Below are 25,995 nucleotides of genomic sequence, written 5' to 3'. Positions count from 1 at the left end.
GGGCCGCTGTCATATTGGTCCCGCGCAATCTCGCGCCGGGCCGCAGGGCCGTTCCCGCATCCGGCGGGACCGCCATAGGGCAGACAGACGCCCTACACCGCCCCGGGCCGGACTGCCCGGAATCAGAGGCCCCGCCCGGCATAGGGCCCGGCGGGCGAAGGAAACCACATGTTTGACGTGAAAAAAGTATCGATCGAGTGGGGCGGTGAAACGCTGACGCTCGAAACGGGTAAGGTTGCCCGCCAGGCCGATGGCGCCGTGATGGCGACGCTGGGCGAAACGGTCGTTCTGTGCGCCGTGACCGCCGCGAAGTCGGTGAAGGACGGGCAGGACTTCTTTCCGCTCACCGTCCACTATCAGGAAAAATATTCGGCCGCCGGCCGCATCCCGGGCGGCTTCTTCAAGCGCGAACGCGGCGCGACCGAAAAGGAAACGCTCGTCAGCCGCCTGATCGACCGCCCGATCCGTCCGCTGTTCCCCGAAGGTTTCTATAACGAAATCAACGCGATCGCCCAGGTGCTGAGCTATGACGGCCACAACGAGCCCGACATCCTCGCGATGGTCGCCGCATCGGCCGCGCTCACCATTTCGGGCGTGCCCTTCATGGGTCCGATCGGCGCCGCGCGCGTCGGTTATCTGAACGGCGAATATATCCTGAACCCGACCGACGAACAGGTTGCCGAAGGCGACCTCGACCTCGTCGTCGCCGCCACTTACGACGCGGTGATGATGGTCGAATCCGAAGCGAACGAGCTGTCGGAAGAGGTCATGCTCGGCGCCGTCCTGTTCGCGCACGACGCGTGTAAGGAAGTCGTCAAGGCGATCGTCAAGCTCGCCGAACAGGCTGCCAAGGATCCGTGGGAAGTTGCCGCCGGCGACGACAATGCCGCGATCAAGGACAAGCTGAAGAAGCTGATCGGCAAGGATATCGCCGCCGCCTACAAGCTGACCGACAAGTCGGCCCGCTCGAACGCGCTCAATGAAGCGCGTGCGAAGGCGAAGGCTCAGTTCACCGAGGACGGCCTGTCGCCGCAGGATGTCATGGCCGGCATCAAGCTGACCAAGAAGCTGGAAGCCGAAATCGTCCGCACCGCCATCCTCAAGGACGGCAAGCGCATCGACGGTCGCACGACGACGCAGATCCGTCCGATCGTCGCCGAAACGCACTTCCTGCCCCGCGCGCACGGCTCGGCGCTGTTCACTCGCGGCGAAACCCAGACGATCGCCACGGCGACGCTCGGCACCAAGGATGCGGAGCAGATGATCGACGGCCTCAACGGCCTGTCGTACCAGCACTTCATGCTGCACTATAACTTCCCGCCCTATTCGGTCGGTGAAGTGGGCCGCTTCGGCGCGCCGGGCCGCCGCGAAGTCGGTCATGGCAAGCTCGCCTGGCGCGCGCTGCACCCCGTGCTGCCGACCAAGGACGAATTCCCCTACACGATCCGCCTGACCAGCGACATCACCGAGTCGAACGGCTCGTCGTCGATGGCGTCGGTCTGCGGCGGGTCGCTCGCGATGATGGACGCCGGCGTGCCGATCAAGCGCCCCGTCTCGGGCATCGCGATGGGCCTCATCCTCGAAGGCAAGGATTATGCGATCCTGTCGGACATCCTCGGCGACGAAGATCACCTCGGCGACATGGATTTCAAGGTTGCGGGCACGTCCGAAGGCATCACCACGATGCAGATGGACATCAAGATTGCGGGCATCACGCGCGAGATCTTCGAAGCCGCGCTTAACCAAGCCAAGGAAGGCCGCGCGCACATCCTTGGCGAGATGAACAAGGCGCTCGGCGAAACCCGCAGCGAATTGTCGGCGCACGCGCCTCGCATCGAAACGATGCAGATCGACAAGGCGAAGATTCGCGACGTCATCGGCACCGGCGGCAAGGTGATCCGCGAGATCGTCGCGACCACCGGCGCCAAGGTCGACATCGACGACGAAGGTCTGATCAAGATTTCGTCGAGCGACCTCGACCAGATCGAGGCCGCGCGCAAGTGGATCAGCGGCATCGTCGAGGAGGCCGAAGTCGGCAAGATCTATGACGGCAAGGTCGTCAACCTCGTCGATTTCGGTGCTTTCGTGAATTTCATGGGCGGCAAGGACGGCCTGGTCCACGTCAGCGAAATCAAGAACGAGCGCGTCGAAAAGGTCGCCGACGTTCTGAGCGAAGGCCAGGAAGTCAAGGTCAAGGTCCTTGAGATTGACCCGCGCGGCAAGGTTCGCCTGTCGATGCGCGTCGTCGACCAGGAAACCGGCGAAGAACTCGAAGACACCCGCCCGGCGCGCGAACCCCGCGAACCGCGCGGCGATCGTGGTCCGCGCCGTGACGGCGGCGACCGTGGTCGCGGCGGCCGCGATCGTGGCCCGCGTCGCGATGGCGGCGGCGATCGCGGCCCGCGCCGCGAACGCAGCGAAGACGGCCCGGAAGATCAGGGCCATGTGCCCGACTTCCTGAAGGACTAAGTCCTTCCGCTACCGCTATCGGAAAAGAGAAGGGGTCGCCGAAAGGCGGCCCCTTTTTTGCTGCGATGGAATGACGGCTTTGGGGTGATGAGCTGCCATCTCGAGAAACCCGGCAAAAGCCGGGGCTCAGCGCGGCAAAACGCAAGGTGGATCTGAGAATTCCGGGCCCCAGCTTTCGCCCGGGTGCACATCTCTGTCGGTCGCAGGACAGCGCCCTACTTTCATTGTCGCCGGCAAATCAGCCGAACAGCCGCTCGGCATATTCGGTGCGCAACCGGGTCCAATTGTCCCAGTGCGGCGCTGCGTTCGTCCCGCACATCCGCGCTTCGAGGACGTCGAGATGTGCGTGCCAGCCGGCGCTGACATTGAGCCGCACTTCGGGGTCCTCGATGCGCTCGTGGACGATCGTCAGCAGCACTTCGTCGCCCCGTTCGTCGAGCGTGAAGGTCACCCCGCCGGTGCTTCCCCAGCTGATCGACAACAGGCGCGGCGCGTCGATCGCAACGACCTCGCACAGCATCCGGTGTTCGTTGCCGAAGCCGTCAGGCCGCTCGCCCGGCGGGTCGGTGAGTTCGTCGTTGCGCCACACAAGTTCGACCGGCGCGCCGGCCTTTTCTTCCATCGCGCCCGCAGCAAGCCACTGACGCCGCAGGTCGCCATCGGTCAGATAGGTCCACACCCGTTCGACCGGGCCGGGCAGCAAGCGGGCGATTGTCAGCGTCGCGGGTTCGGTGAGTACGCCGTAGCGGTCCTGATCAAGCATCGTCGTCATCGTCATTCTCCTTCTTTCCCGGGGAGGGGTTTCTGGGGGAAGCGGGCGCCGCTTTTTCGGCGCACAGGATTTTTTCGAGCAGGTCGAGGCGACCGGCCCAGAAGCGGCGATAGATGCCGATCCACTGGTCGGCGCGCATCAGTGGCGCGGGATCAAGGCTGCACATATGCGTCCGGCCGCGAATGTCGCGGCGGACGAGCCCGGCGGCTTCGAGTACCTTGATATGTTTCGACGCCGCAGCGAGCGACATGGCGAAGGGTTCGGCGAGTTCGCCCACGCTGCGTTCGCCGCTGGCAAGTTCGCCGAGCATCGCGCGGCGCGTCGTATCGCCGAGCGCGTGGAAGATCGTATCAAGGGTGTGCGAATCATATTCAACCATAAAGTTAAATATGATGTCTCAATTTTTATTGTCAACCGATTGGTTGAATTATGGGGCGCCGATCCCGCCAATCCGGTTCCCCGCATCCTCTCGGTAAAGCGTCCAGTCGGCGGGGCATGTGTTCACGGCCTTGGGCAGTCCCTGCATGCCCTTGGTCACCCAGCAGTCGTTGAAGATCGAACAGTAGCAGGCCCGGACCTCGAGCTTCCACCGTTCCCTGTTGAACGTCTGCCAGACTTTGTCGGAGGCGGGCGTATAGGGAAAACTGACGAATTCGATGGTTTCGCCGGGCCGCACGGCGATGCCGGTCGAAGGCGACGTCGAAAAGCGCAACGGGCGCGCGTCGTTTTCCGTGCAGCATGTCCTCAGCAAGTCGACCGGAGTGGTTATCGGCTTGCCTTCATAACGGATTTCGATGGGGCCGAGGATCGCGGGGCCGACGCCATTGTTCGTCAGCGTCAGCGCAATGTCGCGATTGCCCTGTTCGTCCCCGTTGCTCGTACCGAAGGTGACGAAAGGCATGACCCCTCCGGTCTGCATCTTTTGCGTCGCATCGGCCTGGACGAAGGCGAAATATGCCAGCGCGAGCGAGGCGATGAGCGCTGGCAACCCGATCAGGAAATGCAGGGTGGTGATCAACGGCAGATAACGCAGGAGACGCGATCCGACCTCGGCGGGGGACGTGGCGGACGTGGATGCGGTGTCGGGCGCGGTGTCGCGGTTCGGCGTCTCGGTCATATTTTCCTCTTCGCTTCCGGTCCCGCCCGTGCCTACCGGGACGCGCCGCATTTTCCAATCTGAGCTTGCCGTCAAACAGCCGATACGGTGGAATCGGAGTCGCCAGCGCTGCGCTTTGTCGTTTATGTATCGGCCATGCTGACGATCTTCTCCGCGTTCGCCCCCATGCTTGCCCTTGCTGCGCAGGCCACCGCCGCGCCGCCGCAGGCCACGCAATTGCCGCCGCCCGTTCCGCCGGTGCCCGCTCCCGTCCTGCCGGCGGTCGAGGCCGATACGCGGCCTTATGTCGCTCTCGTCACCGATCTTGGCACCATCACGCTGCGGATCGAGGACAAGCGTGCGCCTGTTACCAGCGCCAATTTCCTGCGCTATGTCGATACGAAACGGATGGACGGGTTCAAATTCTATCGTTCGACAAAAAGCTGGGGGCCGGCGAACCAGTTGATTCAGGCAGGCAATCGCGGCGATGCGCGCAAGAATTTCCCGCCGATCGCGCACGAACCGACGAAGACGACGGGCCTTACCAACTGCAAGGGCGCGCTGTCGATGGCCCGGCTCAACCCCGGCGACGCGACGACCGATTTCTTCCTGCTCTTGTCGGATATCAAGGGTTTCGACAGCGATGCCCCCGGCGGCGACGGCGCCGGCTTCGCGGTGTTCGGCGAAGTCGTGGCGGGCGCTGACGTCGCCGAGGCGATCTTCAATGCGCCGATTTCGCCCACCGCGGGCGAAGGCGTGATGGCCGGCCAGATGCTCGAGCCGCAAGTGACGATCAAGACCGCGCGCCGCGTGCCGGCGCCGGCGAATGTGCTGCAAGGCTGCGTCGTCAAAACGCCGTAAAGCTGCGCCGAGCCCCCATCATTTATTTTGCGTTCATCTGCGCTGTGGCTATACCGCGCGCATGACTCGCTTTGACCCTTCGCGCGCGACCATGCGCCTGCTCGCCGCCGCACTGATGATCACGCCCCTGGCGGCCTGTGCCGGCGGCGGCGGGGTCAAGAAGGATACGCGGTACGTCGCGCGCGACGTCAACACGCTGTATCGCGCGGCGCAAGACCGGCTCGACCGCAAGCAATATGGCCTGGCTGCGGCGCTGTTCGACGAGGTCGAGCGCCAGCATCCCTATTCGCCCTGGGCCCGCCGCGCGCAGCTGATGAGCTCGTTCAGCTATTATATGGACCGCGAATATACGCCGGCGATCGAGGCCGCGCAGCGCTTCCTTGCGATCCACCCGGGCAACAAGGACGCGCCCTACGCCTATTATCTGATCGGCCTCAGCTATTATGAGCAGATCAGCGACGTCACCCGCGACCAGAAAATCACCCAGCAGGCGTCGAACGCGCTCGGCGAAGTGATCCGCCGCTATCCCGAAAGCCGCTATGCTGCCGACGCGCGGCTGAAGATCGATCTGGTGCGCGACCATCTCGCGGGCAAGGAAATGGAAATCGGCCGCTTTTACCAGCGCAGCTCGAACTGGCTCGCCGCGTCGATCCGCTTCCGTGAAGTCGTCGACAAATATCAGACGACGAGCCACGCACCCGAAGCGCTGTATCGCCTGACCGAATCCTATCTCGCGCTCGGTATTCCGGCCGAAGCCAAGAAATCGGCGGCCGTGCTCGGCGCCAACTATCCCGGCAACGAATGGTATGAGCGCGCGTACAAGCTGATGCAGAGGTACGCCCCCAGCGCTTGATACTGCGCATAGATTCTGTCTTTGTTCTGCGGTAAGGGCAGGGCATGCTGACGGCGCTTTCCATCGCCAACATTGTCCTGATCGAACGGCTGGACCTCGATTTCGAGGCCGGGTTGGGGGTGCTGACGGGCGAGACCGGGGCAGGCAAATCGATCCTGCTCGACGCGCTGGGGCTCGCGCTCGGCATGCGCGCCGACAGCGCGCTGGTACGTCAGGGTAGCGACAAGGCGCAAGTGACCGCCAGTTTCGCCGCGCCGGCGTCCGGCACACGGCTGGCGGCGCTGCTCGCGGACAATGACATTGCGCTGGAGGTGGGCGAACCGCTGTTGATCCGCCGGACGCTCAAGGTCGACGGCGGCAGCCGCGCCTTCCTGAACGACCAACCCTGTTCGGCGGCGCTGCTGCGCGAGGTCGGCGGCCATCTGGTCGAGATACACGGCCAGCACGACGACCGCGGCCTGCTCGCGCCCGCGGGGCACCGCGCGCTTCTCGACGCCTATGCCCGCGCCGACACCGGCGCCGTGGCGGCCGCCCATGCGGCGTGGCGCGCGGCGGAGGACAAGCTCGCCGCCGCGCGCGCCGCGATTTCGGAGGCCGAGCGCGACCGCGAATGGCTCGAACATTGCGTCGCCGAACTGCAGGCGCTTGCTCCCCAGCCGGGTGAGGAAGCCGAACTCGCCGAAGCGCGCGCCGCGATGCAGAAGGGCGAACGGCTGGCCGGCGATATGGGCGCGATCATGGAAGCGTTCGACGGCAGCGACAGCGGACCGGCGCAACTTCGCGCCGCGGCGCGGCGGCTCGACCGGCTCGCGGGCGATCATCCGTTGCTCGCCGAGGCGCTCGCGGGGCTCGACCGCGCGATCATCGAGGCCGACGAGGCCGAGACGAAGCTCCATGAAGCCGCGCGCGCAATGGAATATGACCCCGAACGGCTCGAGGCGACCGAGACGCGGCTGTTCGAGCTACGCGCGATGGCGCGCAAGCACGGGTGTCAGCCCGACGAACTCGCCGAACTCACCGGCACGCTCGCCGCGCGGCTCGACGCGATCGAGGGCGGCAGCGCGGGGCTCGCGAAGCTCGAAGCCGCGGTGGCCGAAATGGCGGCCGCCTACACCCACGCCGCGACCGCGCTCTCCGATCAACGCAGCAAGGCGGCGACTCGGCTCGACACGGCGGTCGCGGGCGAGCTTGTACCGCTGAAACTCGACGCCGCGCGCTTCCAGACGCTCGTCGAACGGCTGCCCGCCGATCGCTGGGGGCCGGAGGGCATGGACCGCGTCGAATTCCTCATCTCGACCAATCCCGGCGCGCCCTTTGCGCCGCTCGCCAAGATCGCCTCGGGAGGGGAATTGTCGCGCTTCATCCTCGCGCTGAAGGTCGCGCTCGCCGAAGAGGGCGGCGCCGACACGATCATCTTCGACGAAATCGACCGCGGCGTCGGCGGCGCGGTGGCGAGCGCGATCGGCGACCGGCTGGCGCGGCTTGCGGGCGCGGGCAAGCAATTGCTCGCGGTGACGCACAGCCCGCAAGTCGCCGCCAAAGGCGCCTTCCATTTCATCATCGCGAAATCGAGCGAGGGCACCGTAACGCGGACCAGCGTCCGTGCGCTCGATGATGCCGGCCGCCGCGAGGAAATCGCGCGCATGTTGTCGGGCGCCGAGGTCACCGACGAAGCACGCGCGCAGGCCGAACGGTTGCTGGAGGTTGCGGCTTGACGCCTGCTCATCCCCTCGACCGTCCCGTCTGGAGCATGCTCACCGGCCGGCAGGCGCATCTCGCGCAAGGCGACGCATGCGCGGTGCGGATCGACCGCGATTACGGCGTTTTTGGCGCCGCCGTAGATGCCGGCGCCGAAGCGCAGGCGGCGCTGGCCGCGCTGGTGCCCGGCAACGGAGAGCTCTGGATCGTCGAGGGCGAGTGTTGGCCGCTGCCCCGAGGCACGCGCGAAGTGAAGCGCGCAGTACTGGTGCAGATGGTCGCTGACCGGCGGCCGCCTGCGCCGCGCGCAGGCGAACCGGAAATAGTTGCACTCGGCGAAGCGGACGCCGCCGAAATGGCCGTGCTCGCTGATCATGCGAAGCCCGGACCATGGGGACCGAAGACGCATCGTTACGGGCCTTTCTTCGGGATCCGGGAACAGGGGCGGCTGCTTGCGATGGCGGGGCAGCGTATCCTCGTTCCCGGCATGGCCGAGGTCAGCGGCGTCGCGACATGGGAGGATTGCCGCGGCCGCGGCCTTGCGCGTACCTTGATCGGCCACGTGATGCGCGAAATGGTCGCGCGCGGCGAGACGCCCTTCCTGCACAGCTATGCCGACAATGCGGGCGCGATCAGCCTGTATGAATCGCTCGGCTTTTGCATCCGGCGCGAAGTCCATGTGCTGGCGATCGCGAAATGAACCGGCGCGAGCATCTGGTCGCGATGCTAGCGATGGCGGGGGCGCTGTTCCCCGCGACCAAACTACGGGCCCTGGAGGCGAGGATGGAAGAAACGGATTCGCAATATGGCCTGCTCGGTCAGATGATGGCGCGGCCGGGACAGCGCGCCGAACTGATCGCGATCCTATCCGAAGGCACCGGGCAGATGCCGGGCAATATCTCCTATTTGATCGGCGAGGACAGCGCGAACCCCGACGCGATCTGGATCGTCGAGCTGTGGGACAGCAAGGAGGCGCACGCGGCCTCGATCAAGCTGCCGGCGGTGCAGGCGGCGATCGCCAAGGGGCGCCCGCTTATTGCAGGATTTGGTACTCGCGCCGAATTCAGGCCGGTGGCAAAGGCCGGTGCATGACCGAAATCGAATCGCTGTCCGAGGCCGAGGCCGCCAATGAATTGATGCGGCTGGCGAAGCAGATCGCCCACCATAATAAGCTCTATCACGCCGAGGATTCGCCTGAGATTTCGGACGCTGATTACGACGCGCTCGTCCGCCGCAACAATGCGATCGAGATGGCTTTCCCCCATCTGATCCGCGCCGACAGCCCGAACCGCCTCGTCGGCGCTGCGGTCGAGGCGTCTCCGCTCGCGAAGGTGAGGCATGCGGTGCGCATGATGAGCCTCGACAACGCCTTCGCGGCCGAGGATGTCGAAGAATTCGCAGCGCGGGTCCGGCGCTTCCTCAACCTCGGCGCCGATGACGTTGTCAAGATGACCGCCGAGGACAAGATCGACGGCCTCTCCTGCTCGCTGCGGTATGAAAAGGGCAAGCTGGTGCAGGCCGCGACGCGCGGCGACGGCAGCGTCGGTGAGGATGTCACCGCCAACGCCCGCCACATCGCCGATATCCCCGAGGAGCTGAAGGGCAGCACCCCCGACGTGTTCGAGATCCGCGGCGAGGTCTACATGGCCAAGGCGGATTTCACCGCATTGAACGCGCGCCTGCTCGCCGAGGCGGAGGACCCCGAAAAGGCGCGCCAGTTCGCCAATCCGCGTAATGCCGCCGCAGGCTCGCTGCGCCAAAAGGACGCAAGCGTCACCGCGTCACGCCCGCTGCGCTTCCTCGCGCACGGCTGGGGCGAGGTAAGCGCGCTGCCCGCCGACACCCAATATGAGGTGATGAAAGCCATTGAGGGCTGGGGTGTTCCGGTGTCGCCGCTGCTGCAGCGCTACGACAGCGTCGCCGACATCCTCGCCCATTATGCCGAAATCGAGCGCCGCCGCGCCGAGATGGATTATGATATCGACGGCGTCGTCTACAAGGTCGATCGGCTCGACTGGCAGGCGCGACTCGGCTTCGTCGCCAAGGCGCCGCGCTGGGCCATCGCCCATAAATTTCCCGCCGAACGCGCCCAGACGACGTTGGAAGCGATCGATATTCAGGTCGGCCGCACCGGCAAGCTGACCCCCGTCGGACGGCTCACCCCCGTCACCGTCGGCGGCGTCGTCGTGTCGAACGTCACGCTTCACAACCGCGACGAGATCGGCCGTCTCGGCGTGCGTCCCGGCGACCGCGTTGTCGTCCAGCGCGCGGGCGATGTCATCCCGCAGGTGGTCGAGAATTTGTCCCGCGACGAGGATCGCGCTGCGTTCGTTTTCCCCGACCATTGCCCCGTGTGCGGCAGCGAGGCGGTCGCCGAGGAGGGCGAGGTCGATGTGCGCTGCACGGGCGGTCTCATCTGCAACGCGCAGAAGTTCGAGCGCCTGCGGCACTTCGTCAGCCGCAGTGCGCTCGATATCGAAGGATTGGGCGAAAAGAGCATCGCGGAGTTTCTGGAACTCGGCTGGCTCGACAAGGGCCCGGCGGACATTTTCCGGCTAAAAAGCCACCGCACCGAGTTGCTCGAGCGCGAGGGGTGGAAAGAAAAGTCGGTCGACAATCTCTTCGCCGCGATCGAGGCGAAGCGTGAACCCGATGCCGCGCGCTTACTATTTGGGCTCGGCATCCGCCACGTCGGCGCGGTGACCGCGCGCGATTTGCTCAAGGGGCTGAGCGACATCCGGCGCCTTCCCGAAAAGGCAGCTGAGATCCACGCCTATTTGGACGAAAATCCGCGCGCCGAAAGCGAATCGGACGGCAAATATACGGCGCGCCGCGTCGAGGCGTTCAAGGCGATCCTCGAAGTCCGCGCCGACGGGATCGGCATCGCGGTCGGCGAGGCGCTCGCCGATTTCTTCCACGAACCGCATAACCGGGCCCTGTGGGATGACCTCCTGTCCGAAGTGTCGCCGTCGCTCTATGTCGTCGAGACGCGAGAAAGCGAGGTGTCGGGCATGACCGTGGTCTTCACGGGCAAGTTGGAGACGATGAGCCGCGACGAAGCGAAGGCGCAGGCCGAGGCGCTCGGCGCCAAGGCCGCGGGCAGCGTCAGCGCCAAGACCGACCTGGTGGTCGCAGGACCCGGAGCGGGGTCCAAGCTCAAGCAGGCCAGTGCGCTCGGCATCCGCGTGATCGACGAAGCCGGGTGGGCGGAGATTGTCGCGGCGGCGGGATGATTGATCCTCCCTGTCGCAAAGCGATGGGGAGGGGGACCATCCGAAGGATGGTGGAGGGGCGGCGGCGTTGCGCAACGGCCCCTCCGTCAGCGCTTCGCGCTGCCACCTCCCCATGGCTTCGCCACAGGGAGGAGTTATAAGCACCGTGCGCGCCGTCACAGACCGCGCGGCCGAAATGCTGTGGGGGGACGACATGGCAAAGCGTGACTATCTCCAGAATCTGATGCGCGACCTTGAATCGCATACCGAGGTACGGCGGTTCGGTAGCGGCTGGCTTTCGGGATTTTTCGGGCTGCTCTTCGCGATCGCGGGCTTTTTCATGGTCATCGCGCTGCGCTTTCCCGACTGGTTTGCGACCCCCGAGCTTGAGGTTGTCAAGGATTGGGGCGGCTTTCGCGGCGTCGTTCACGCGACGCTATTGATCAGCTACGGCCTCTCCTTGCTCAGCCTGCTGCTGCGTCCGCGCAAGGTGCTCGGGCTGACAGCGCTGATGATCGGGCTTGCCGCAATTCTCGTCGGCGGGGCGAACGTCCAGCCGCAGGAGACGCGCGACTGGGGCATTTTCTTCGGGCTCGATTTCTTCGTCGTAAACCTGCTCGTCACCGGCTTCATGTTCGCGCCATTGGAGCGCGCCTTTCCGCATCGTCGCACGCAGCGATTGTTCCGCACCGAATGGCGCGAAGATCTCTTCTATTATCTGGTTAGCACGATGTTCGTGCAGGTGCTGGGCTTCCTCGCGCTCGCGCCCTCGACGATCATCAACGAAAATACGAACGATTGGGAGGCTTTTCGTGCAGCTGTCGCCTCGCTGCCGTGGATCGTCCAGTTCGCAATCGTGCTCGTCGCGTCGGACCTGGCGCAATATTTCTTCCACCGCAGCTTCCATCGCTACCCCTTTCTCTGGGGCTTCCACGCGGTGCACCACAGCGCCAAGTCGATGGACTGGCTCGCGGGCTCGCGGATGCATTTCGTCGAGATCATCCTGCTGCGTGCGATTACCTCGCTGCCGCTCTTCACATTGGGGTTCAGCCCGTCGGTGATGCAGGCTTATATCGGCTTCGTCTATGTCTGGTCGTCGCTGCTCCATGCCAATATCGGCGGCAATTTCAACCGGCTCGGCCACTGGATCGCGACCCCGCGTTTCCACCATTGGCACCACGGGCTCGAGCGCGAAGCGTTCGACGTTAATTTCGCGATCCACTTCCCGTGGATCGACAAATTGTTCGGCACCTTCCACCTGCCCAAGGACCGCTGGCCCGAAAATTACGGCATCCCCGAGGATGTGCCCAGAAACTATTGGGGCCAGTTCCTCTATCCCTGGACGCGCACGGGTAAGAAGACCGACGAGACGCCGGCCGAATAGGTTGCGGGGAGCGGTGCAATCTGTTCGCTTGCCAGACGTCCGCGCGCGCCATAAGGCGCGGCGCGTGGGTCTCCTCGCCGCCTTTCGCCGTCCCGGCATCCTGCTGCTCCTGCCGCTGCTCCTCGCGCTTGCCGCGCGGGTGCTCGTCGCGCCGGGCTGGATGATCGAGAGCGACGCGGGCGGGTCGATCACCGTCCGAATCTGTTCGGACCCGGCGAACCCCGGCGGAACGATGACGATCCCGCTTGAGAAAGCAGGCAGCCACGACGCGGGAGACGTGCAGCAGCATTGTCCGTGGGGTGCGCTGGCCAACGCGCCGATCGTCCCTGAATTGCCCGTGCTTGCAGCAGCCCCGCTGCCTGTTCAGCCCTCGCTTGTCGACTTGCCTTCGCTCGGCTTCGCGCCCGGGATCGCATCGCCACTCCCGCCGAGTACCGGTCCACCTCGCTTCGCCTGATCCAGCCTGAACTGCCGCCCGCGCTCCGCGCGGCGCGGCGCCATGCCTGTTTCCAGGGAAGCAATATCAATGATCAAATTCGCCTATCGCAGCGCCCCCTTGCTGGCGCTCGTCACTTGCCTTTCGACCGCTCCTGTCCATGCCGAAGAGGCCGACTCGACGATTATCGTCACCGCGCCGCAGCTCACGAACGAAGCCGAAGAGCGCGCCGCAAAGACTGCCGGCGGCACCGACGTCGTCGGCCATCGAGATTATGCCGACAAATCGATCGTGTCCTTGCGCGACACGCTTGCCTTCTCGCCGGGGGTCTATCTCCAGCCGCGCTACGGTCAGGAGGTGCGCATTTCGATCCGCGGGTCGGGGCTGTCGCGCGGTTTTCACATGCGCGGCCTCACGCTGTTGCAGGACGGCGTGCCGATTAATCTTGCCGACGACAATGGCGATTTCCAGGAACTCGAACCGATCTTCTTCGACCATCTCGAGGTTTATCGCGGCGCCAATGCCTTGCGTTTCGGGTCGGGGACCTTGGGCGGCGCGGTCAATGGCGTGACGCCGACCGGGCGCACCGCCGAGGGCTTCTACCTGCGCGGCGACGTTGGCAGTTTCGACAGCTATCGTGGGCTGGTGTCGGCGGGGGTTGCAGGCGAGCGCGTCGATGCGTGGGCGGCGGTCAGCGCCGACACATCGAGCGGCGACCGCGACCATGTCAACCGGCGCAGCTTTCGCTTTCACGGCAATGTCGGGCTGAAGCTGAGCGACACCGTGTCGACGCGCTTTTATGCAAGCTATAACGACATCAAGCAGGAAATCCCCGGCGCGCTGACCTATAGTCAGGCGCTGACCGCCCCGCGCGCGTCGAGTGCGGCGGCGGTGGCGGGCGATCAGGCGCGCGACATTGTGTCGTTGCGGCTGCAGAACCGCACGACGTTCGACTGGGGCGCGTTCAAGCTCGACGTCGGTGGCTTCGTCAACGCGAAGTCGCTCTATCACCCGATTTTTCAGGTGATCGATCAGGACTCGCTTGACCTCGGCGGCTTTTTCCGCGCCGATTATGCGAGCGGGCCGGTCGAGGTCACGCTGGGCGGCGAGCTGCGCCGCGGCAGCACCGATGCGCGGCAATATGTGAATATCGCTGGGCGCCGCGGCGCGCTGGTGTTCGATGCCGACCAGACCGCGCGCACCGCCAATATCTATGGCGAAGTGCGGGTGCGCCCCGTGGAGCAGCTGACGCTGATCGCGGGCGGCGTCTATGCCGACGGCTTCCGCAAGCGGCGGGTCAATCTCTCGACCTCGCGCGACGGGCGGATCGATTTCGACGCCTTTTCGCCCAAGTTCGGCGTCCTGTTCGAACCGAGCGAGACGGTGCAATTCTTTGCCAATTACAGCCGCTCGGCCGAATTTCCGGGCTTTGGCGAAGTGTTCCAGAACATCGGCACCCCGCCGGTCAGCCAGGTGGTGTCGACGATCCGCCCGCAGCGCGCTTGGACGGCCGAGGTCGGGACGCGCGGCAAGACGGGGATCGTGAGCTGGGATCTGGCGCTCTATCGCTCGACGCTGAAGGGCGAATTGCTGCAGTTCACCACCAATGTCAGCATCCCGGCGGCGACCTTCAACGCCGACCGCACGCTGCATCAGGGGGTCGAGGCGGCGCTGGAAATTGCCCCGACCGACTGGCTGCGCCTGCGGCAGGTCTATACCTACAGCGATTTCCGGTTCCGGAATGACGCCGACTACGGGAACAACCGCCTGCCGGTGGTGCCGAAGCATGTGTATCGCGCCGAAGCGCGGATAGGCAGTGACGCGCTGCATGTCGCGCCGAACGTCGAGTGGGTGCCCGATGGCCCTTACGCCGATTATCGCAACCTGGTGCAGACGCCGGGCTATGCGCTGCTGGGCGTGACGGGCGGGGCGCGGATCGCCGAGGGGATCGACGCTTTTGTCGACGTCCGCAACATCACCGGCAAGAAAGCGATCGGCGACATTAGCGCGGCGATCAATGTCACCGCGCCGTCGAATGTGACGCCGGCCGCTTCGGCGATCTATTATCCGGTCGAGCGCCGCGCGGTGTCCGCGGGCATTCGCGCGCGCTTCTAAAAAGGAGGACAGGGGATGACCGACATCAACCGGATTCCGCTCTATCGCACGATCTGGCGCTGGCATTTCTACGCCGGGCTGTTCGTCATCCCCTTCATCCTGATGCTGTCGGTGACGGGGGCGGCCTATCTGTTCAAGCCGCAGCTCGACCGGTGGCAGGAGCGCGTCTGGCGCGGGCTGCCGGCGGCCGAGCGGGTCGATCCCGATGCGCAGGTACAGGCAGCGCTGACCGCCTTTCCGGGCGCGAACTTTCATTATTACCGCGTGCCGCAGGCGCCCGGCGACGCGGCGGTTGTCCATGTCGGACTGACGAACGGGACGATGCGCGATGTCGCGGTGTCGCCGCGGGGCGAGGTGATCGGTTCCGCCAATCCCGACGATCGGATTTCGGCGTGGCTGGCCAAGATCCACGGCAGCCTGTTGATCGGCAAGCCCGGCGGGATCATCGTCGAACTGGCAGCGAGCTGGGCGATCGTGATGATCCTGACCGGGCTGTACCTGTGGTGGCCGCGCGGGCGCGGGATGGCGGGGGTCGTCTGGCCGCGGCTTGGGAAGGGCGGGCGTACCGCGCTGCGCGACCTGCACGCGGTGACCGGTTTCTGGGTGTCGGGGCTGGCGCTGGTGCTGCTGCTGACCGCGCTGCCGTGGACCGACGTCTGGGCGCAGGGCTTCCGCGCCGTGCGCGCCGAGATGGGCTGGGTGCAGGGCGCGCAGGACTGGAAAAGCGGCGGTCATGCCGACCATCACGCTGCGCACGATCATGCTGCGATGGCCAAGGCGATGCCCGCGCCGGTCGCGGTCGGCGATGCGCCGCGGGTGCCGCTCGATCGCATCGTCCTGCGTGCGCGCAACGAGAATTTGCCTGCGCCGGTGATCATCCAGCCGCCGGGGGCGCCGAACATGTTCGGTCCCCCCAATGGCGATACCTGGACGCTGACCACGCAGACGCAGAACCGGCCGTTGGTGCGCAAGGTAAGTTACGACGTCGTCACCGGGATCGAGGTGTCGCGCAGCGGCTTTGCCGACAAGCATGTCATCGACCGCATCGTCGGGATCGGCATCGCCTGGCACGAAGGGGCGTTGTTCGGGATCGTCAGCCAGCTGATCGGAGTGCTCACCGCGTTGATGCTGATCACTCTTGCGGTGTCGGGTTTCCTGATGTGGCGGCGGCGCAAACCCGAGGACGCGCTCGGCGCGCCGCCGCTGCCGCGCGACCCCGCGAAGCTGAAGGGGGTCGCGGCGATCATCCTGTTGCTCGCGGCGCTGCTCCCGTTGCTGGCGGCGTCGCTGATCTTGCTATGGATCGTCGACCGGCTCTTGCTCCCCCGCCTGCCGCGCGCGGCGCGCTGGCTTGGCGTCGCGGCCTAGGCCGTTGCCGCTGGTCCCGGCGCCGACGCCGTCGGCACGGCGCCGGGGATGCGGGCGCCCATGTCCTTGTTTTCAGGGAAGATTGGCCACAGGAGCTGCTGTCCCAGCGTCGCGGGCGGCAGGTTCTCGACGCCATAGCTTGCCGGATAGTGGCGCGTGATCTTTGCGGTGCCGAACAAGACATCCCAGAAGAACAGCAGATTCCCGAAATTGCCCTTATAGTTCACCGCCGGATCGTCGGCGTGACGCCCGTGGTGCGCGTGGTGCGTCGCGGGGGTGCTGATCGTCCGTTCGACCACCCACATGATCGGCGACAGCGCCTTGATCCGGTAGAGCGGCGCATCCCACGCGACATCGCTGTGCGCGCCGATGATCACCGCCATCTTGACCACCAGATATCCGGCATAGAACCAGCCGAGCCCGAGATAAACCAGCACGCCCGCGAACCAGATGCTCGGCATCATCGCATAATAAATGATGTTGTTCCGGTAAACGAGCCGCACGCTCATGTAGCGGGCGTTGTGGTGCGCGCGGTGGAGGTTGTAGAGCCAGGCAAAGCTGTGGCTCGCGCGGTGCCACCAATATTGCATCATATCCTCGAAGACGAGGAAGAGCACGAGCGCCGCGAGGAAGGGCGCGTTCGCGAGCGCGCCTTCATAGTGCGGAAAGAAACGGTGACCGAGTGCGCCGACGACCAGCAGGATCGCCGGTTGGGTGACGATCAGCAACATGAAGGTGCTGACGATTTCGATGATCCCGTCGTGGCGTGATTGTTCGTCCTTGGTGAACAGCCGCGTGCGGATCAGCTCGATCAGGCAGAACCCAAGATAGATCGCCGCGACGATCGCGCTCGACTGGGCGGTGGTCAGGTGCATCCTCAATCTCCCGTTGCGGCCTTGCCGCTTGTTATTGCGCGCATCGTGGCGCAAAAGCGGCGACAGAAATGCAAAGATCTTATCAATTGGCGCTCGCCGAGCGGACGCGGCTTGCAGGGCCCGATCGCGACCGCCTGCTCGCGGCGCGCGACCCGCGCCGCTTTGCCGACGGCCAGTTCATCCAGCATCAGGGCGACCCCGGCGACGCCTTCTGGGCGGTGATCGAGGGGCATGTGCTCGTCGGCCGCTACGCCGAGGACGGCGCCTTCACCGCCTTCGCGGTGCTCGGGCCCGGCGACATTTTCGGCGAGCTTGCCTTCTTCACCGGTATGGAGCGTCAGGTCGATGCAATCGCGAGCGGGCCTGCGCGGCTGATTGCGATCGACCGGCCGCTGCTCCGCCGGCTGATGCAGGAGGATGTCGGCTGGGCCGAGCTGCTGCTACGCAGCCTCGGGCGCCAGCTCGCTGTGTCGCTCGACATCATTGATGCCGAGCGGCGGCTGCCGACCGCCGAGCGGCTGTGGCGCCTGCTCGCCGCGATGGCCGTCGACGCCCCTGACGGCTGCACGGTCGCCGCGACGCAGCAGCAGCTCGCCGACCTGCTCGGTGTGTCGCGCGTGACGCTCGGTGCCGCGCTACGCACGCTCGAAGCGCGCGGCGCGCTTGCCTGTGGCTACGGGCGCATCCGGCTGTGCGCGCCGCTTTCGCCGGGTGGATGAGGGCGTTATAGCGGTGCCGATGGCCCGCTTCCTCTCCCTGTTCGTGCTGTTGCTTGCATGGTTGCTGGCGCCCGCCGCCATCGCACAGGAGCGCGGGCCAGTCGTGCTCGCCGCCGCAAGCCTCCAGGAATCGCTCAGCGAAGCGGCAAACATCTGGGCCGCGAAGGGACACCCCCGGCCCGTGCTATCCTTCGCCGCATCGTCGGCGCTCGCGCGGCAGGTGATCGCGGGCGCTCCCGCCGACCTCTTCCTCTCGGCCGACGAGCCGTGGATGGACACCGTCGCCAAAGCCGGGCTGCTGCGCGCGGGGACACGCACGAGGTTGCTCGGCAACCGCCTCGTGCTCATCGCGCCGCTACGGAGCCGGATTCGGCTGACTCCGGCGCCGGGCTTTCCGCTCGCCAAAGCACTGGGTGGCGGCCGCCTTGCGATGGCGGACCCCGACGCGGTGCCCGCGGGCCGCTATGCGAAGGCCGCGTTGACGCATCTTGGTGTCTGGAGCGGCGTTGCGGCAAGGGTTGCGCCCGCCGAAAACGTCCGCGCCGCGCTGGCTCTCGTCGAACGCGGCGCTGCGCCGCTTGGCATCGTATATGCAACCGATGCGCGCGCGTCGAAGGCGGTGCGGATTGTCGGCATCTTTCCCTCGGCAAGCCATCCGCCGATTCGCTATCCGGTCGCGGTGCTGAAGGCCTCGCGGCATAAAGACGCTGCGGCCTTCCGCGCCTTCCTCTTGTCCAAACAGGGCCGCGCGATCTTTGCGCGCCACGGCTTTTCGGCGACCTGATGCTGTCAGCGGAGGAATGGGGGATCGTCGCGCTGTCGCTCAAGGTCGGCGGGTTGGCGGTGCTCGCGACGCTGCCACTTGCCTTCGTCATCGCATGGGCGCTTGCGCGTTATCGTTTTCCCGGCCGGATGCTCGTCGATGCGCTCGTCCACCTGCCGCTCGTACTGCCGCCCGTCGTCACCGGCTGGCTGCTGCTCATCGCTTTTGGTCCGTTGGGGCCGATCGGCGGCTGGCTCGAACGCTGGTTCGGGGTGACATTGATGTTCCGCTGGACCGGCGCGGCGCTCGCCGCGGCGATCATGGCGCTGCCGCTGATGGTGCGCGCGATGCGGCTGTCGATCGAGGGGATCGACCGTCGGCTCGAGGGAGCGGCGCGCACGCTCGGCGCTGGGCGCTGGCACGCCTTTCGCACGATCAGCCTGCCGCTTGCGCTTCCCGGCATCCTCGCCGCGCTCGTGCTTGGCTTCGCGCGGTCGATCGGCGAGTTCGGCGCGACGATCACCTTCGTCTCGAACATTCCGGGCGAAACGCGCACATTGCCGCTCGCCATCTATTCGGCGCTCCAGGTGCCGGGCGGCGAGGCGATGGTCACGCGCCTCGCGCTGCTGTCGGTCGCTTTGTCGCTCGGCGCGCTGCTCGCGTCCGAATGGCTGGTGCGGCGAAGCCATGTGGGACGGCGCGCGCATGACGATTGAGATCGACGTCGAAAAGCGGCGCGGCGATCGGATGATCGCGGCGCGTTTCACCGCCGGACCGGGACTGACCGCGCTGTTCGGCCCGTCGGGCGCGGGCAAGACGAGCATATTGGACATGGTCGCGGGGCTGCTGCGCCCCGACCGCGGCCACATCCGTATCGGCGACCGCACTTTATTCGACGCCGCGACCGACCTGCCGCCCGAGGCGCGGCGCATCGGCTATGTCTTCCAGGACGGGCGGCTGTTTCCGCACAAGCGCGTGCGCGCGAACCTGACCTATGGTCACGAGCTTGCGCCGACGGCGAACCGCTGGATGACGCTCGATGAGGCGGTGGGCTTCCTCGGCATCGACCATCTGCTGGGCCGCTGGCCGCAGAGCCTGTCGGGCGGCGAGGCGCAGCGTGTCGCGATCGGCCGCGCGCTGCTCGCCGGTCCCGACATCCTGCTGATGGACGAACCGCTCGCGTCGCTCGACGCCGCGCGGCGCGGCGACATCATGGCGGTGATCGAGCGGATTCGCGACGACCTCAAACTCCCCATTCTCTATGTCAGCCACGACCGCGCCGAGGTCGACCGGCTCGCTACGTCGGTCGTCGCGATCGGCGAATAAAGTTTCACTTGAAACCATATTTGTGATAGAAGCCTGCCCATGGAAAGCCAGTTTACCCACGTCCACGAAACGCCGCCGCCGGGCGCCGCGGCCGACTGGACGATTCCGCAAAATTGGGACGCCTTTACCGCCGACGAGCATGCGATGTGGGACCGCCTGTTCGCCCGCCAGTCGGCGATGCTGCCCGGCCGCGCGGCCGAGGCCTTTTTGCGCGGCATCGACGTGCTCAAGCTCGAAAAGCCGGGGATCCCCGATTACCGCGAACTCAACGCGCGGCTGATGGCGGCGACGGGGTGGCAGGTCGTCGCGGTGCCGGGGCTGGTGCCCGACGACGTGTTTTTCGACCATCTTGCGAACCGGCGTTTTCCCGCAGGCAATTTCATCCGCACGCCCGACCAGCTTGACTATCTGCAGGAACCCGACGTTTTTCACGACGTCTTCGGCCATGTCCCGATGCTCGCCGACCCGGTGTTCGCCGATTATATGGTCGCTTATGGCGAAGGGGGTCTGCGCAGCCTGAAGTTCGATGCGCTGAAACAGCTCGCGCGGCTATATTGGTATACGGTTGAATTCGGCCTGATCCGCGAGGACGGAGCTTTGCGCATCTATGGCGCGGGCATCGTGTCCTCCTACGCCGAAAGCGTCTTCGCGCTCGACAGCGACAGTCCGAACCGCATCGGCTTCGACCTCGCGCGGGTGATGAGGACCGACTACCGGATCGACGATTTCCAGCAGAATTATTTCGTGATCGACAGCCTCGATCAGCTGCTCGACGTGACCGTGAACACCGACTTCGCGCCGCTCTATGCCGCGAACGCCGCGCTGCCGCCGATCCCGATCGCCGATATCCTGCCGAGCGACGCGGTGATGACCCGCGGCACGCAGGACTATGCGACGGCGAAGGCCTGACCCCTACCAACTCCCGAAACTGGCGTCCGCCGGGTCCGAGCGGTGGAAGGCGCGTTCCTTGCGGCGCCAGCCGTAACGACGGCGCTTGACGAGCAGCAGGCACGGCCATTCGGCGCTGCCGCCGCGCGCGGCGAGGCGGAAGCCCTGCGCTCGGTAGGCGGCGAGGACCGGCTCCATCTGGCGCGCGATCAGCCCGGCAAGGATCGCGTGGCCGCCCGGGGCGGTCACGGCGGCGATATCGGGCGCGAGCGTGATCAGCGGCCCCGCGAGGATATTCGCGATGACAAGGTCATAGGGCGCGCGGTGGCGGATCGCGGGATGGTCGGTGCCCGGCGCGACCGCGAGCGCCAGCCGCCCGCCGCCTCGGCCCAGCGGCACGCCGTTGATCGCGGCATTATCGCGCGTCACGAAAATGCTCGCGGGGTCGATATCCGACGCGATTATCCGCGCGCGCGGCCACAGCGCAAGTCCGGCAAAGGCGAGCAGCCCGGTGCCGGTGCCGATGTCGGCGATGTTGCGCGGGGCGGCGCCCCGCCGCGCCAGCCGGTCGAGCATGGCGAGGCAGCCCGCGGTGGTGTCGTGGCCGCCGGTCCCGAACGCCTGGCTCGCGTCGATCAGGAAGGCGGTGGTGCCCGCCGGCACGCGGTCGGCGTGGCTGCTTGTATGGACGAAAAAGCGCCCCGCGCGCACGGGTTCGAGCCCCTGCTGCGACAGCGTGACCCAATCCTCCTCGGGCAATCGCTCGACGGTGGGTTTCACCCCTTTGGCGCTCGGCACGAACGACTGGAGGAGCGCGAGGAGCGCCGCGCCGGGCCGATCGTCGAGATAGGCGTCAAGCTGCCAGCGCCCCGCATCCTCGTCGATCTCGCGCGTCACGACGACGGGGGCTTCGGGCAGCGCGTCGAGTTCGGGGATTTCGCCCGACAGCGCCTCGGCCTCGGCGCGGGTGCAGGGGAGCGAGACGATCCAGCTCATCTAGCGCACATAGCTCGCGCCGTTGACGTCGAGCACCGCGCCGGTCATCGACGCGGGCGCCTGCATCGCGCACCAGCGCGCCATTTCGCCGACCTCGTCCGGCATCGCGACGCGCCCCAGCGGAATGTCGGCGAGCAATTTGTCGCCGCCGCGGCTTTCCAGATAGTCGTCGGCCATGCCCGTCATCGTGAAGCCGGGGCAGATGGCAAAGGCGAGGATGCCGTCCTTTGCATAGGCGCGCGCGATCGTCTTGGTCATCGCGACCATGCCCGCTTTCGATGCCGCATAATGCCAGTGCGCGGGGCTGTCGCCGCGATAGGCCGCGCGGCTCGCGATATTGACGATGCGCCCGCCCGATCCGCGCGCCTGCCAGTGGCGTACCGCGTGGCGGCAGAGCTGCGCGCTCGCAGTCAGATTGACCTGCATCGTGCGGTTCCAGCTCGCGAGCCAGTCGGCGTCGGCGCCATCGAGCGGGTTCGCCTCGAACACCCCGGCATTGTTCACCAGCACGTCGATGCGCCCGTCCAGCCGGTCGAGGCTCGATTGCCACAGCCGGTCGGGGGCGGCGGGGTCGGCAAGGTCGCCGTCGGCGCTCGACAGCGCGACGACGCGCGCGCCGCCGCCCGCCAGCGCTGCGGCGATCGCGGCGCCGATGCCGCGGCTGGCGCCGGTGATCAGGATATGCGTGCTCATGCCCCCGCCTTAGGCAGCGGCGCCGGGCTTGCCAAGCGGGCTGAGGGCGGGGAGGCGGCACACATGGGCGCGAGCGGAGCATCGTGCGGGGGTGGGGCGACTGCTGCACGCGCCGCCGGGGCCGGAAGGTCACAAAAGGCCGACGCGCTCGCACGCGGTCACGCAGCCGCATTCGCCGAGCGCATCGATGAATTCGACCTGCTTTTCGGGGGTCCAGCCGTCGCGGCGTTCGCGCGGGGAGCCGGGGACGAAGTCGTTCGCCGAGCCGAGCGGGCGCGTGTCGTCGGGCGGGGCCCGGCGCGCCTTGGTGATGCGAGCGGGATTGCGCGCCTTGTTCGCATTTTGCGCGCGGGCGCGAAGGGCGGTGAGGGTCTTGTCGTGCTTCATCCAGCAGGATGAACCGGACGGGTTTTTTTTAGGAAAGGGGTTTTGGGGGTGGGGTGTGCGAAATAGGATGGGGCTGACGGTCAGGCGGCGTCCGCGCGCAGCGACCAGCGGCCATGTTCGACATGCGTGGTCTTGCCGACGATGCTTTCGGTGAGGATGATCTCATCGACCGTCCAGCCGATCGGCGGCAATTTTGGCGCGTTCAATGTCTGCGAACCCAGCCGGTCGCCGCGATAATTGATCGTGATGTGCGGTTCGGGGGTGGTGCCGTCCATGATCGGCGCTTTCTCGCGCAGCAGATGGTTCACCAGCGCCTTCTGGAACGCCCGCGCCTCGGCCAGCGGCTCGCGGGTGCGCAGCGTCACCGCCTTGCGGTTCTCGATCCGGTCGAAGCGGAGCGGAAAGGGCGGTGCGGCAAAGCTGTCCAGCGCGGCGATCGTCGCGGGCAGCCACTCGGGCGGCACATGGTGCAGGTCGTAGAGCGAGATGAGCGTGACATGGAGGAGGTCGGGGCCGCGTGATGGATCGTTGCGCGGCAGCGCGGCAATCTGCGCCTGCACCTCCGGCGGCGGCTTGGCCATAACGTAGAGGGGGTTCCGGGCGCGCATGGGCGGGAATCTAGCATGGAGGCGGGGCGATGACGACCGGGGGCGGGCCGAGACCGCCGGCCCTGCGCATCCAAAGGTCAGGAAAGGTCAGCCCAGTGGCGATCCCCTGCCCGGCCGGTCGGGGCGGTCGGCGCGGCGCGAAGGAAAGGATGCTGCTCATCCGCCAGTTTGAAGCATGGCGGAGCAATGTAGGAAAGCGTTTTTTCGCGGGTGGGAGGTCAGGGCTGAAAAGCCGCGCCGTCGTCCGGGCGCCTCCCGGAACGCCCGCGCCCCGGCGAGCGGCCCGCGCGTGCGCAGCGTCACCGCCTTGCGGTTCTCGATCCGGTCGAAGCGGAGCGGAAAGGGCGCCGCGACGAAGGTATCGAGCGCGGCGATGGTCGCGGGCAGCCATTCGGGCGGCGCATAGTGGAGGTCGTAGAGCGAGATGAGCGTGACATGGAGGAGGTCGGGTCCGCGTCCGGGGTCGTTGCGCGGCAGCGCGGCGATCTGCGCCTGCACCTCCGGCGGCGGCTTGGTCATGACGTAGAGGGGGTTCCGGGCGCGCATGGATGGGAGTGTAGCATGGTGTGGGGGTGAGGCCGAATGCCTGTGATATGTGGCGGGATTTGGGGTCAAACTGCTACCGAAATCGCAACTTAAAATTTCCGTGTGGGATTGCATCACGTGTATTGTAAAGCAACACGTGCGGTGATAGAGAATGCAGAGGCGGTAAGTCCCCGCGATTCGGAGAAGTGACATTGGCACGGGCTGGCGGCGCAAAACTCAATCGCACGGAGACAGTAACCGTGCGCTTCGATCCGAAGCTCAATTATCTGTGCGAGCTCGCTTCGCGTGCCCAGCGTCGCACGAAGAGCAGTTTCGTCGAGTGGGCGGTCGCCGAGGCGCTGAAAAACGTTGAACTTCCTGAAGTGCTCGAATTTGAAGATTTCGATAATTCTCGCCACGTCACCATAAGCGAGAAGTCGAGCGAGCTTTGGGAGGTGGACGAAGCTGACAGGCTGGTGGCGCTCGCCCTGATTGCGCCAGCACTTCTTGCACACGACGAACAACTGATTTGGAAACTGGTCAAAGAGAACGGCTATGTGTGGAAAGGCAGATATAACAGTTCTGGTGAATGGTCGTGGGAGACCAACCCGTCGTCGCTAATTCGGGACCGCCTCCGCGAAAATTGGGATAAGTTCAAAGGTGTTGCAGCAGGCGAACTTCCCAAAGATCAACTTCCTAATTGGAACAGGGTGAAGTCGTGGAGTGGCAAGGGCTCCAGTGATGATCTCGATGATGATGTTCCTTTCTGAGATAGCGATGAACGACGTCGCCCAAGTCATCTTCGCTCTAGCATTTCTGACTCTTGCCTCGAAGAGCCTGATCTGGGCCCTCCGCTGTCCCAAAGACAGCGCCAATTACAAGCTGCCTTCCATTCAAATCGGTTCTTGGAGAGAGAGTAATCGCGACGACCAAGAGAGCTAACTCTTGGTCGATTTCCTCGTCGTTTTCGAGATTACGGTGTAGTTACGGTGACAGGTGCAACAACGCCCGATCCCCGTAATCAGCCTCCGCCGGGCGCGTGACCATATTCGGCATAGAGTTCGAGAAGACGCTCCGGGCTGATCCCGTCATGCTGGGCGATCGCCAATTCGTGATCCCCATCGTCAAGGCTGATCACCGGCCGCTGCCGTCCCAATTGCGGATGGACCCGGCAGCCCTGGTTGATCGTCTCGGGAAAGCCCTTGAGGCTGTTTCCGAACCAGCCCCACCACGGCCCCATGTCGCTGTATTTGCCATCGTCGAAGCCATCGACGTAGCGGTCGAAATTCTCGCGCGAGAGGGTCGACCAGACGCCGTAGCCGAATTTTTCGGCCATTCCGTGGACGGGGATGTCGAAGACGCAGCGGACGAAGAAATGCTCGCCGCCGATCACGCAGAAATCTTCGGACAGGAAATCGCCATCGAGGCGTAGCGCGCTATTGGGTTCGAGTTCTTCAGCCTTGCCCCAATGGTCGGGTGCTCGCGAGCCGATGTCGAACATGCCCTCATGGTCGGCATCGCAGTTCGCGCATTTCCATTGGGCAGATTGCAGAATTTCAAGCGCGGACGGCTGGCGCCGTCCGAAGAGTTTTCCGAAAAGACCGCGTCCGGCCATCTATTCTGTCTCCGAATGGCGCCGCATTACACCCGCCTTGGCAGCGGCCCGCTTTCGGGATCGATCTGATCACCCAAACCCTCTTTGCGCAAGCGCTCGATCCAGTCGGGCTTGCAGGCGTGGACGCGGATGCAGTCAACTTCGCCGACCTGCATCGCTTCCATCATCTGTTCGAACTCCGCGTCGGTTTCGGGCTGGCGCTGGACGTAGCAATGCGGAACATCTTCGTTCTCCAACCATGCGAGCAGGTCGGGGGCGACGTCTTCCCAGACGCCGCAACTGATGCAGCAGCCGTCCTCGACATAGAAGGGGCCGGGGACATTCGCGGGGTGTGGG

The 25,995-nt window shown here is 65.7% G+C and carries 28 protein-coding genes; 17 read left to right on the top strand and 11 right to left on the bottom strand.

All coding sequences use genetic code 11. The features are described from left to right. The first annotated feature begins 168 nt into the window (after nt 1-168). Nucleotides 169-2,469, top strand: a complete 2,301-nt coding sequence (gene pnp / locus ATE71_RS12500; protein ID WP_058803635.1) for a polyribonucleotide nucleotidyltransferase — start codon at nt 169-171, stop codon at nt 2,467-2,469. A gap of 238 nt (nt 2,470-2,707) precedes the next feature. Here the strand turns inward: pnp and ATE71_RS12495 are convergent, their stop codons facing one another. From ATE71_RS12495 to ATE71_RS12485, 3 genes are read right to left on the bottom strand one after another with little or no spacing between them, the layout of a single operon-like run. Next, nucleotides 2,708-3,241 (bottom strand): SRPBCC family protein, encoded by a 534-nt coding sequence (locus ATE71_RS12495; protein ID WP_058803695.1) that lies wholly within the window; start codon nt 3,239-3,241, stop codon nt 2,708-2,710. Next, nucleotides 3,225-3,620: an ArsR/SmtB family transcription factor gene (locus ATE71_RS12490; protein ID WP_058803634.1), complete on the bottom strand. Its 396-nt coding sequence runs from the start codon at nt 3,618-3,620 to the stop codon at nt 3,225-3,227. Before ATE71_RS12490 ends, ATE71_RS12495 begins: the two co-directional genes overlap by 17 nt. A 48-nt stretch (nt 3,621-3,668) precedes the next feature. Beyond that, a complete protein-coding gene (locus ATE71_RS12485; protein WP_152998764.1) occupies nt 3,669-4,358 on the bottom strand; it encodes a hypothetical protein in 690 nt (229 codons plus the stop codon). 87 nt (nt 4,359-4,445) lie between these two features. Here ATE71_RS12485 and ATE71_RS12480 point away from each other — a divergent pair, with 87 nt between their 5' ends. The 10 genes from ATE71_RS12480 (at nt 4,446) to ATE71_RS12435 (ending at nt 16,264) form a co-directional block, all read left to right on the top strand. After that, a complete protein-coding gene (locus ATE71_RS12480; protein ID WP_235588004.1) occupies nt 4,446-5,198 on the top strand; it encodes a peptidylprolyl isomerase in 753 nt (250 codons plus the stop codon). 61 nt (nt 5,199-5,259) lie between these two features. Then, nucleotides 5,260-6,051: an outer membrane protein assembly factor BamD gene (locus ATE71_RS12475; protein WP_058803632.1), complete on the top strand. Its 792-nt coding sequence runs from the start codon at nt 5,260-5,262 to the stop codon at nt 6,049-6,051. A gap of 44 nt (nt 6,052-6,095) precedes the next feature. Continuing rightward, nucleotides 6,096-7,766, top strand: coding sequence for a DNA repair protein RecN (gene recN / locus ATE71_RS12470; protein ID WP_058803631.1), 1,671 nt, complete (start codon nt 6,096-6,098; stop codon nt 7,764-7,766). Beyond that, the gene (locus ATE71_RS12465; protein WP_235588003.1) at nt 7,763-8,449 is read left to right on the top strand and encodes a GNAT family N-acetyltransferase; all 687 of its coding nucleotides are present in this window, start codon (nt 7,763-7,765) and stop codon (nt 8,447-8,449) included. Before recN ends, ATE71_RS12465 begins: the two co-directional genes overlap by 4 nt. Next, entirely contained in the window at nt 8,446-8,841 is a 396-nt protein-coding gene (locus ATE71_RS12460) for a putative quinol monooxygenase (protein ID WP_058803629.1), read from the top strand. Before ATE71_RS12465 ends, ATE71_RS12460 begins: the two co-directional genes overlap by 4 nt. Next, nucleotides 8,838-10,982 (top strand): NAD-dependent DNA ligase LigA, encoded by a 2,145-nt coding sequence (gene ligA / locus ATE71_RS12455; protein WP_058803628.1) that lies wholly within the window; start codon nt 8,838-8,840, stop codon nt 10,980-10,982. The genes ATE71_RS12460 and ligA overlap by 4 nt, the downstream gene beginning before the upstream one ends. Before the next feature lie 145 nt (nt 10,983-11,127). Then, the gene (locus ATE71_RS12450) at nt 11,128-12,345 is read left to right on the top strand and encodes a sterol desaturase family protein (RefSeq protein WP_235588002.1); all 1,218 of its coding nucleotides are present in this window, start codon (nt 11,128-11,130) and stop codon (nt 12,343-12,345) included. Nucleotides 12,346-12,409: 64 nt separating this feature from the next. Continuing rightward, entirely contained in the window at nt 12,410-12,802 is a 393-nt protein-coding gene (locus ATE71_RS12445) for a hypothetical protein (protein ID WP_152998763.1), read from the top strand. Nucleotides 12,803-12,871: 69 nt separating this feature from the next. Next, entirely contained in the window at nt 12,872-14,896 is a 2,025-nt protein-coding gene (locus ATE71_RS12440; protein WP_058803626.1) for a TonB-dependent receptor family protein, read from the top strand. A gap of 15 nt (nt 14,897-14,911) precedes the next feature. Beyond that, nucleotides 14,912-16,264: a PepSY-associated TM helix domain-containing protein gene (locus tag ATE71_RS12435; RefSeq protein WP_058803625.1), complete on the top strand. Its 1,353-nt coding sequence runs from the start codon at nt 14,912-14,914 to the stop codon at nt 16,262-16,264. Here the strand turns inward: ATE71_RS12435 and ATE71_RS12430 are convergent. Further along, a complete protein-coding gene (locus ATE71_RS12430) occupies nt 16,261-17,139 on the bottom strand; it encodes a sterol desaturase family protein (protein WP_058803624.1) in 879 nt (292 codons plus the stop codon). The genes ATE71_RS12435 and ATE71_RS12430 overlap by 4 nt on opposite strands. 68 nt (nt 17,140-17,207) lie before the next feature. Here ATE71_RS12430 and ATE71_RS12425 point away from each other — a divergent pair, with 68 nt between their 5' ends. The 5 genes from ATE71_RS12425 to phhA are packed head-to-tail and all read left to right on the top strand — an operon-like array spanning nt 17,208 to nt 20,856. Continuing rightward, a complete protein-coding gene (locus ATE71_RS12425) occupies nt 17,208-17,858 on the top strand; it encodes a Crp/Fnr family transcriptional regulator (RefSeq protein ID WP_082665190.1) in 651 nt (216 codons plus the stop codon). A gap of 19 nt (nt 17,859-17,877) precedes the next feature. After that, nucleotides 17,878-18,642 (top strand): molybdate ABC transporter substrate-binding protein, encoded by a 765-nt coding sequence (gene modA, locus ATE71_RS12420; protein ID WP_058803622.1) that lies wholly within the window; start codon nt 17,878-17,880, stop codon nt 18,640-18,642. Next, nucleotides 18,642-19,337 (top strand): molybdate ABC transporter permease subunit, encoded by a 696-nt coding sequence (gene modB / locus ATE71_RS12415; RefSeq protein ID WP_201022949.1) that lies wholly within the window; start codon nt 18,642-18,644, stop codon nt 19,335-19,337. Before modA ends, modB begins: the two co-directional genes overlap by 1 nt. Then, the gene (locus ATE71_RS12410; protein WP_058803692.1) at nt 19,327-19,947 is read left to right on the top strand and encodes a molybdenum ABC transporter ATP-binding protein; all 621 of its coding nucleotides are present in this window, start codon (nt 19,327-19,329) and stop codon (nt 19,945-19,947) included. The genes modB and ATE71_RS12410 overlap by 11 nt, the downstream gene beginning before the upstream one ends. Before the next feature lie 39 nt (nt 19,948-19,986). Further along, entirely contained in the window at nt 19,987-20,856 is an 870-nt protein-coding gene (gene phhA / locus ATE71_RS12405) for a phenylalanine 4-monooxygenase (protein ID WP_058803620.1), read from the top strand. A 3-nt stretch (nt 20,857-20,859) separates the two neighbouring features. Here phhA and ATE71_RS12400 read toward each other — a convergent pair whose 3' ends face one another. The 5 genes from ATE71_RS12400 to ATE71_RS12380 form a co-directional block, all read right to left on the bottom strand. Beyond that, nucleotides 20,860-21,831, bottom strand: coding sequence for a 50S ribosomal protein L11 methyltransferase (locus tag ATE71_RS12400; protein ID WP_058803619.1), 972 nt, complete (start codon nt 21,829-21,831; stop codon nt 20,860-20,862). Further along, complete coding sequence (locus ATE71_RS12395; protein WP_058803618.1) at nt 21,832-22,524, bottom strand: SDR family NAD(P)-dependent oxidoreductase; 693 nt, start codon at nt 22,522-22,524, stop codon at nt 21,832-21,834. It abuts the gene before it with no gap. A 129-nt stretch (nt 22,525-22,653) separates the two neighbouring features. Next, entirely contained in the window at nt 22,654-22,911 is a 258-nt protein-coding gene (locus ATE71_RS12390; RefSeq protein WP_058803617.1) for a hypothetical protein, read from the bottom strand. An 80-nt stretch (nt 22,912-22,991) separates the two neighbouring features. Next, nucleotides 22,992-23,492 (bottom strand): 2'-5' RNA ligase family protein, encoded by a 501-nt coding sequence (locus ATE71_RS12385; RefSeq protein WP_058803616.1) that lies wholly within the window; start codon nt 23,490-23,492, stop codon nt 22,992-22,994. Nucleotides 23,493-23,675: 183 nt separating this feature from the next. Further along, nucleotides 23,676-24,038, bottom strand: a complete 363-nt coding sequence (locus tag ATE71_RS12380; RefSeq protein ID WP_058803615.1) for a hypothetical protein — start codon at nt 24,036-24,038, stop codon at nt 23,676-23,678. 212 nt (nt 24,039-24,250) lie between these two features. Here ATE71_RS12380 and ATE71_RS22175 point away from each other — a divergent pair, with 212 nt between their 5' ends. Beyond that, the gene (locus ATE71_RS22175) at nt 24,251-24,814 is read left to right on the top strand and encodes a hypothetical protein (protein WP_152998762.1); all 564 of its coding nucleotides are present in this window, start codon (nt 24,251-24,253) and stop codon (nt 24,812-24,814) included. 251 nt (nt 24,815-25,065) lie between these two features. On the opposite strand, the gene ATE71_RS12365 is transcribed toward ATE71_RS22175, so the two are convergent. Next, a complete protein-coding gene (locus tag ATE71_RS12365; protein ID WP_058803612.1) occupies nt 25,066-25,659 on the bottom strand; it encodes a DUF2199 domain-containing protein in 594 nt (197 codons plus the stop codon). A 26-nt stretch (nt 25,660-25,685) separates the two neighbouring features. Next, the coding region (locus ATE71_RS22720) for a ferredoxin (RefSeq protein ID WP_201022948.1) at nt 25,686-25,995 on the bottom strand (310 nt) is incomplete at its 5' end.

Origin of the sequence: Sphingopyxis sp. H115, assembly GCF_001468465.1 — a bacterium.
Lineage (GTDB): Bacteria > Pseudomonadota > Alphaproteobacteria > Sphingomonadales > Sphingomonadaceae > Sphingopyxis.
This window is presented reverse-complemented; position numbering and strand designations above follow the sequence as displayed.

What these genes read in the sequence shown, in the direction of transcription:
- pnp (WP_058803635.1), top strand. Translation starts at nt 169, where the DNA reads ATGTTTGACGTGAAAAAAGTATCGATCGAGTGGGGCGGTGAAACGCTG.
- ATE71_RS12495 (WP_058803695.1), bottom strand. Translation starts at nt 3,241, where the DNA reads ATGACGACGATGCTTGATCAGGACCGCTACGGCGTACTCACCGAACCC.
- ATE71_RS12490 (WP_058803634.1), bottom strand. Translation starts at nt 3,620, where the DNA reads ATGGTTGAATATGATTCGCACACCCTTGATACGATCTTCCACGCGCTC.
- ATE71_RS12485 (WP_152998764.1), bottom strand. Translation starts at nt 4,358, where the DNA reads ATGACCGAGACGCCGAACCGCGACACCGCGCCCGACACCGCATCCACG.
- ATE71_RS12475 (WP_058803632.1), top strand. Translation starts at nt 5,260, where the DNA reads ATGACTCGCTTTGACCCTTCGCGCGCGACCATGCGCCTGCTCGCCGCC.
- recN (WP_058803631.1), top strand. Translation starts at nt 6,096, where the DNA reads ATGCTGACGGCGCTTTCCATCGCCAACATTGTCCTGATCGAACGGCTG.
- ATE71_RS12460 (WP_058803629.1), top strand. Translation starts at nt 8,446, where the DNA reads ATGAACCGGCGCGAGCATCTGGTCGCGATGCTAGCGATGGCGGGGGCG.
- ligA (WP_058803628.1), top strand. Translation starts at nt 8,838, where the DNA reads ATGACCGAAATCGAATCGCTGTCCGAGGCCGAGGCCGCCAATGAATTG.
- ATE71_RS12440 (WP_058803626.1), top strand. Translation starts at nt 12,872, where the DNA reads ATGATCAAATTCGCCTATCGCAGCGCCCCCTTGCTGGCGCTCGTCACT.
- ATE71_RS12435 (WP_058803625.1), top strand. Translation starts at nt 14,912, where the DNA reads ATGACCGACATCAACCGGATTCCGCTCTATCGCACGATCTGGCGCTGG.
- ATE71_RS12430 (WP_058803624.1), bottom strand. Translation starts at nt 17,139, where the DNA reads ATGCACCTGACCACCGCCCAGTCGAGCGCGATCGTCGCGGCGATCTAT.
- ATE71_RS12425 (WP_082665190.1), top strand. Translation starts at nt 17,208, where the DNA reads ATGCAAAGATCTTATCAATTGGCGCTCGCCGAGCGGACGCGGCTTGCA.
- modA (WP_058803622.1), top strand. Translation starts at nt 17,878, where the DNA reads ATGGCCCGCTTCCTCTCCCTGTTCGTGCTGTTGCTTGCATGGTTGCTG.
- modB (WP_201022949.1), top strand. Translation starts at nt 18,642, where the DNA reads ATGCTGTCAGCGGAGGAATGGGGGATCGTCGCGCTGTCGCTCAAGGTC.
- ATE71_RS12410 (WP_058803692.1), top strand. Translation starts at nt 19,327, where the DNA reads ATGACGATTGAGATCGACGTCGAAAAGCGGCGCGGCGATCGGATGATC.
- phhA (WP_058803620.1), top strand. Translation starts at nt 19,987, where the DNA reads ATGGAAAGCCAGTTTACCCACGTCCACGAAACGCCGCCGCCGGGCGCC.
- ATE71_RS12400 (WP_058803619.1), bottom strand. Translation starts at nt 21,831, where the DNA reads ATGAGCTGGATCGTCTCGCTCCCCTGCACCCGCGCCGAGGCCGAGGCG.
- ATE71_RS12395 (WP_058803618.1), bottom strand. Translation starts at nt 22,524, where the DNA reads ATGAGCACGCATATCCTGATCACCGGCGCCAGCCGCGGCATCGGCGCC.
- ATE71_RS12390 (WP_058803617.1), bottom strand. Translation starts at nt 22,911, where the DNA reads ATGAAGCACGACAAGACCCTCACCGCCCTTCGCGCCCGCGCGCAAAAT.
- ATE71_RS12385 (WP_058803616.1), bottom strand. Translation starts at nt 23,492, where the DNA reads ATGGCCAAGCCGCCGCCGGAGGTGCAGGCGCAGATTGCCGCGCTGCCG.
- ATE71_RS12380 (WP_058803615.1), bottom strand. Translation starts at nt 24,038, where the DNA reads ATGACCAAGCCGCCGCCGGAGGTGCAGGCGCAGATCGCCGCGCTGCCG.
- ATE71_RS12365 (WP_058803612.1), bottom strand. Translation starts at nt 25,659, where the DNA reads ATGGCCGGACGCGGTCTTTTCGGAAAACTCTTCGGACGGCGCCAGCCG.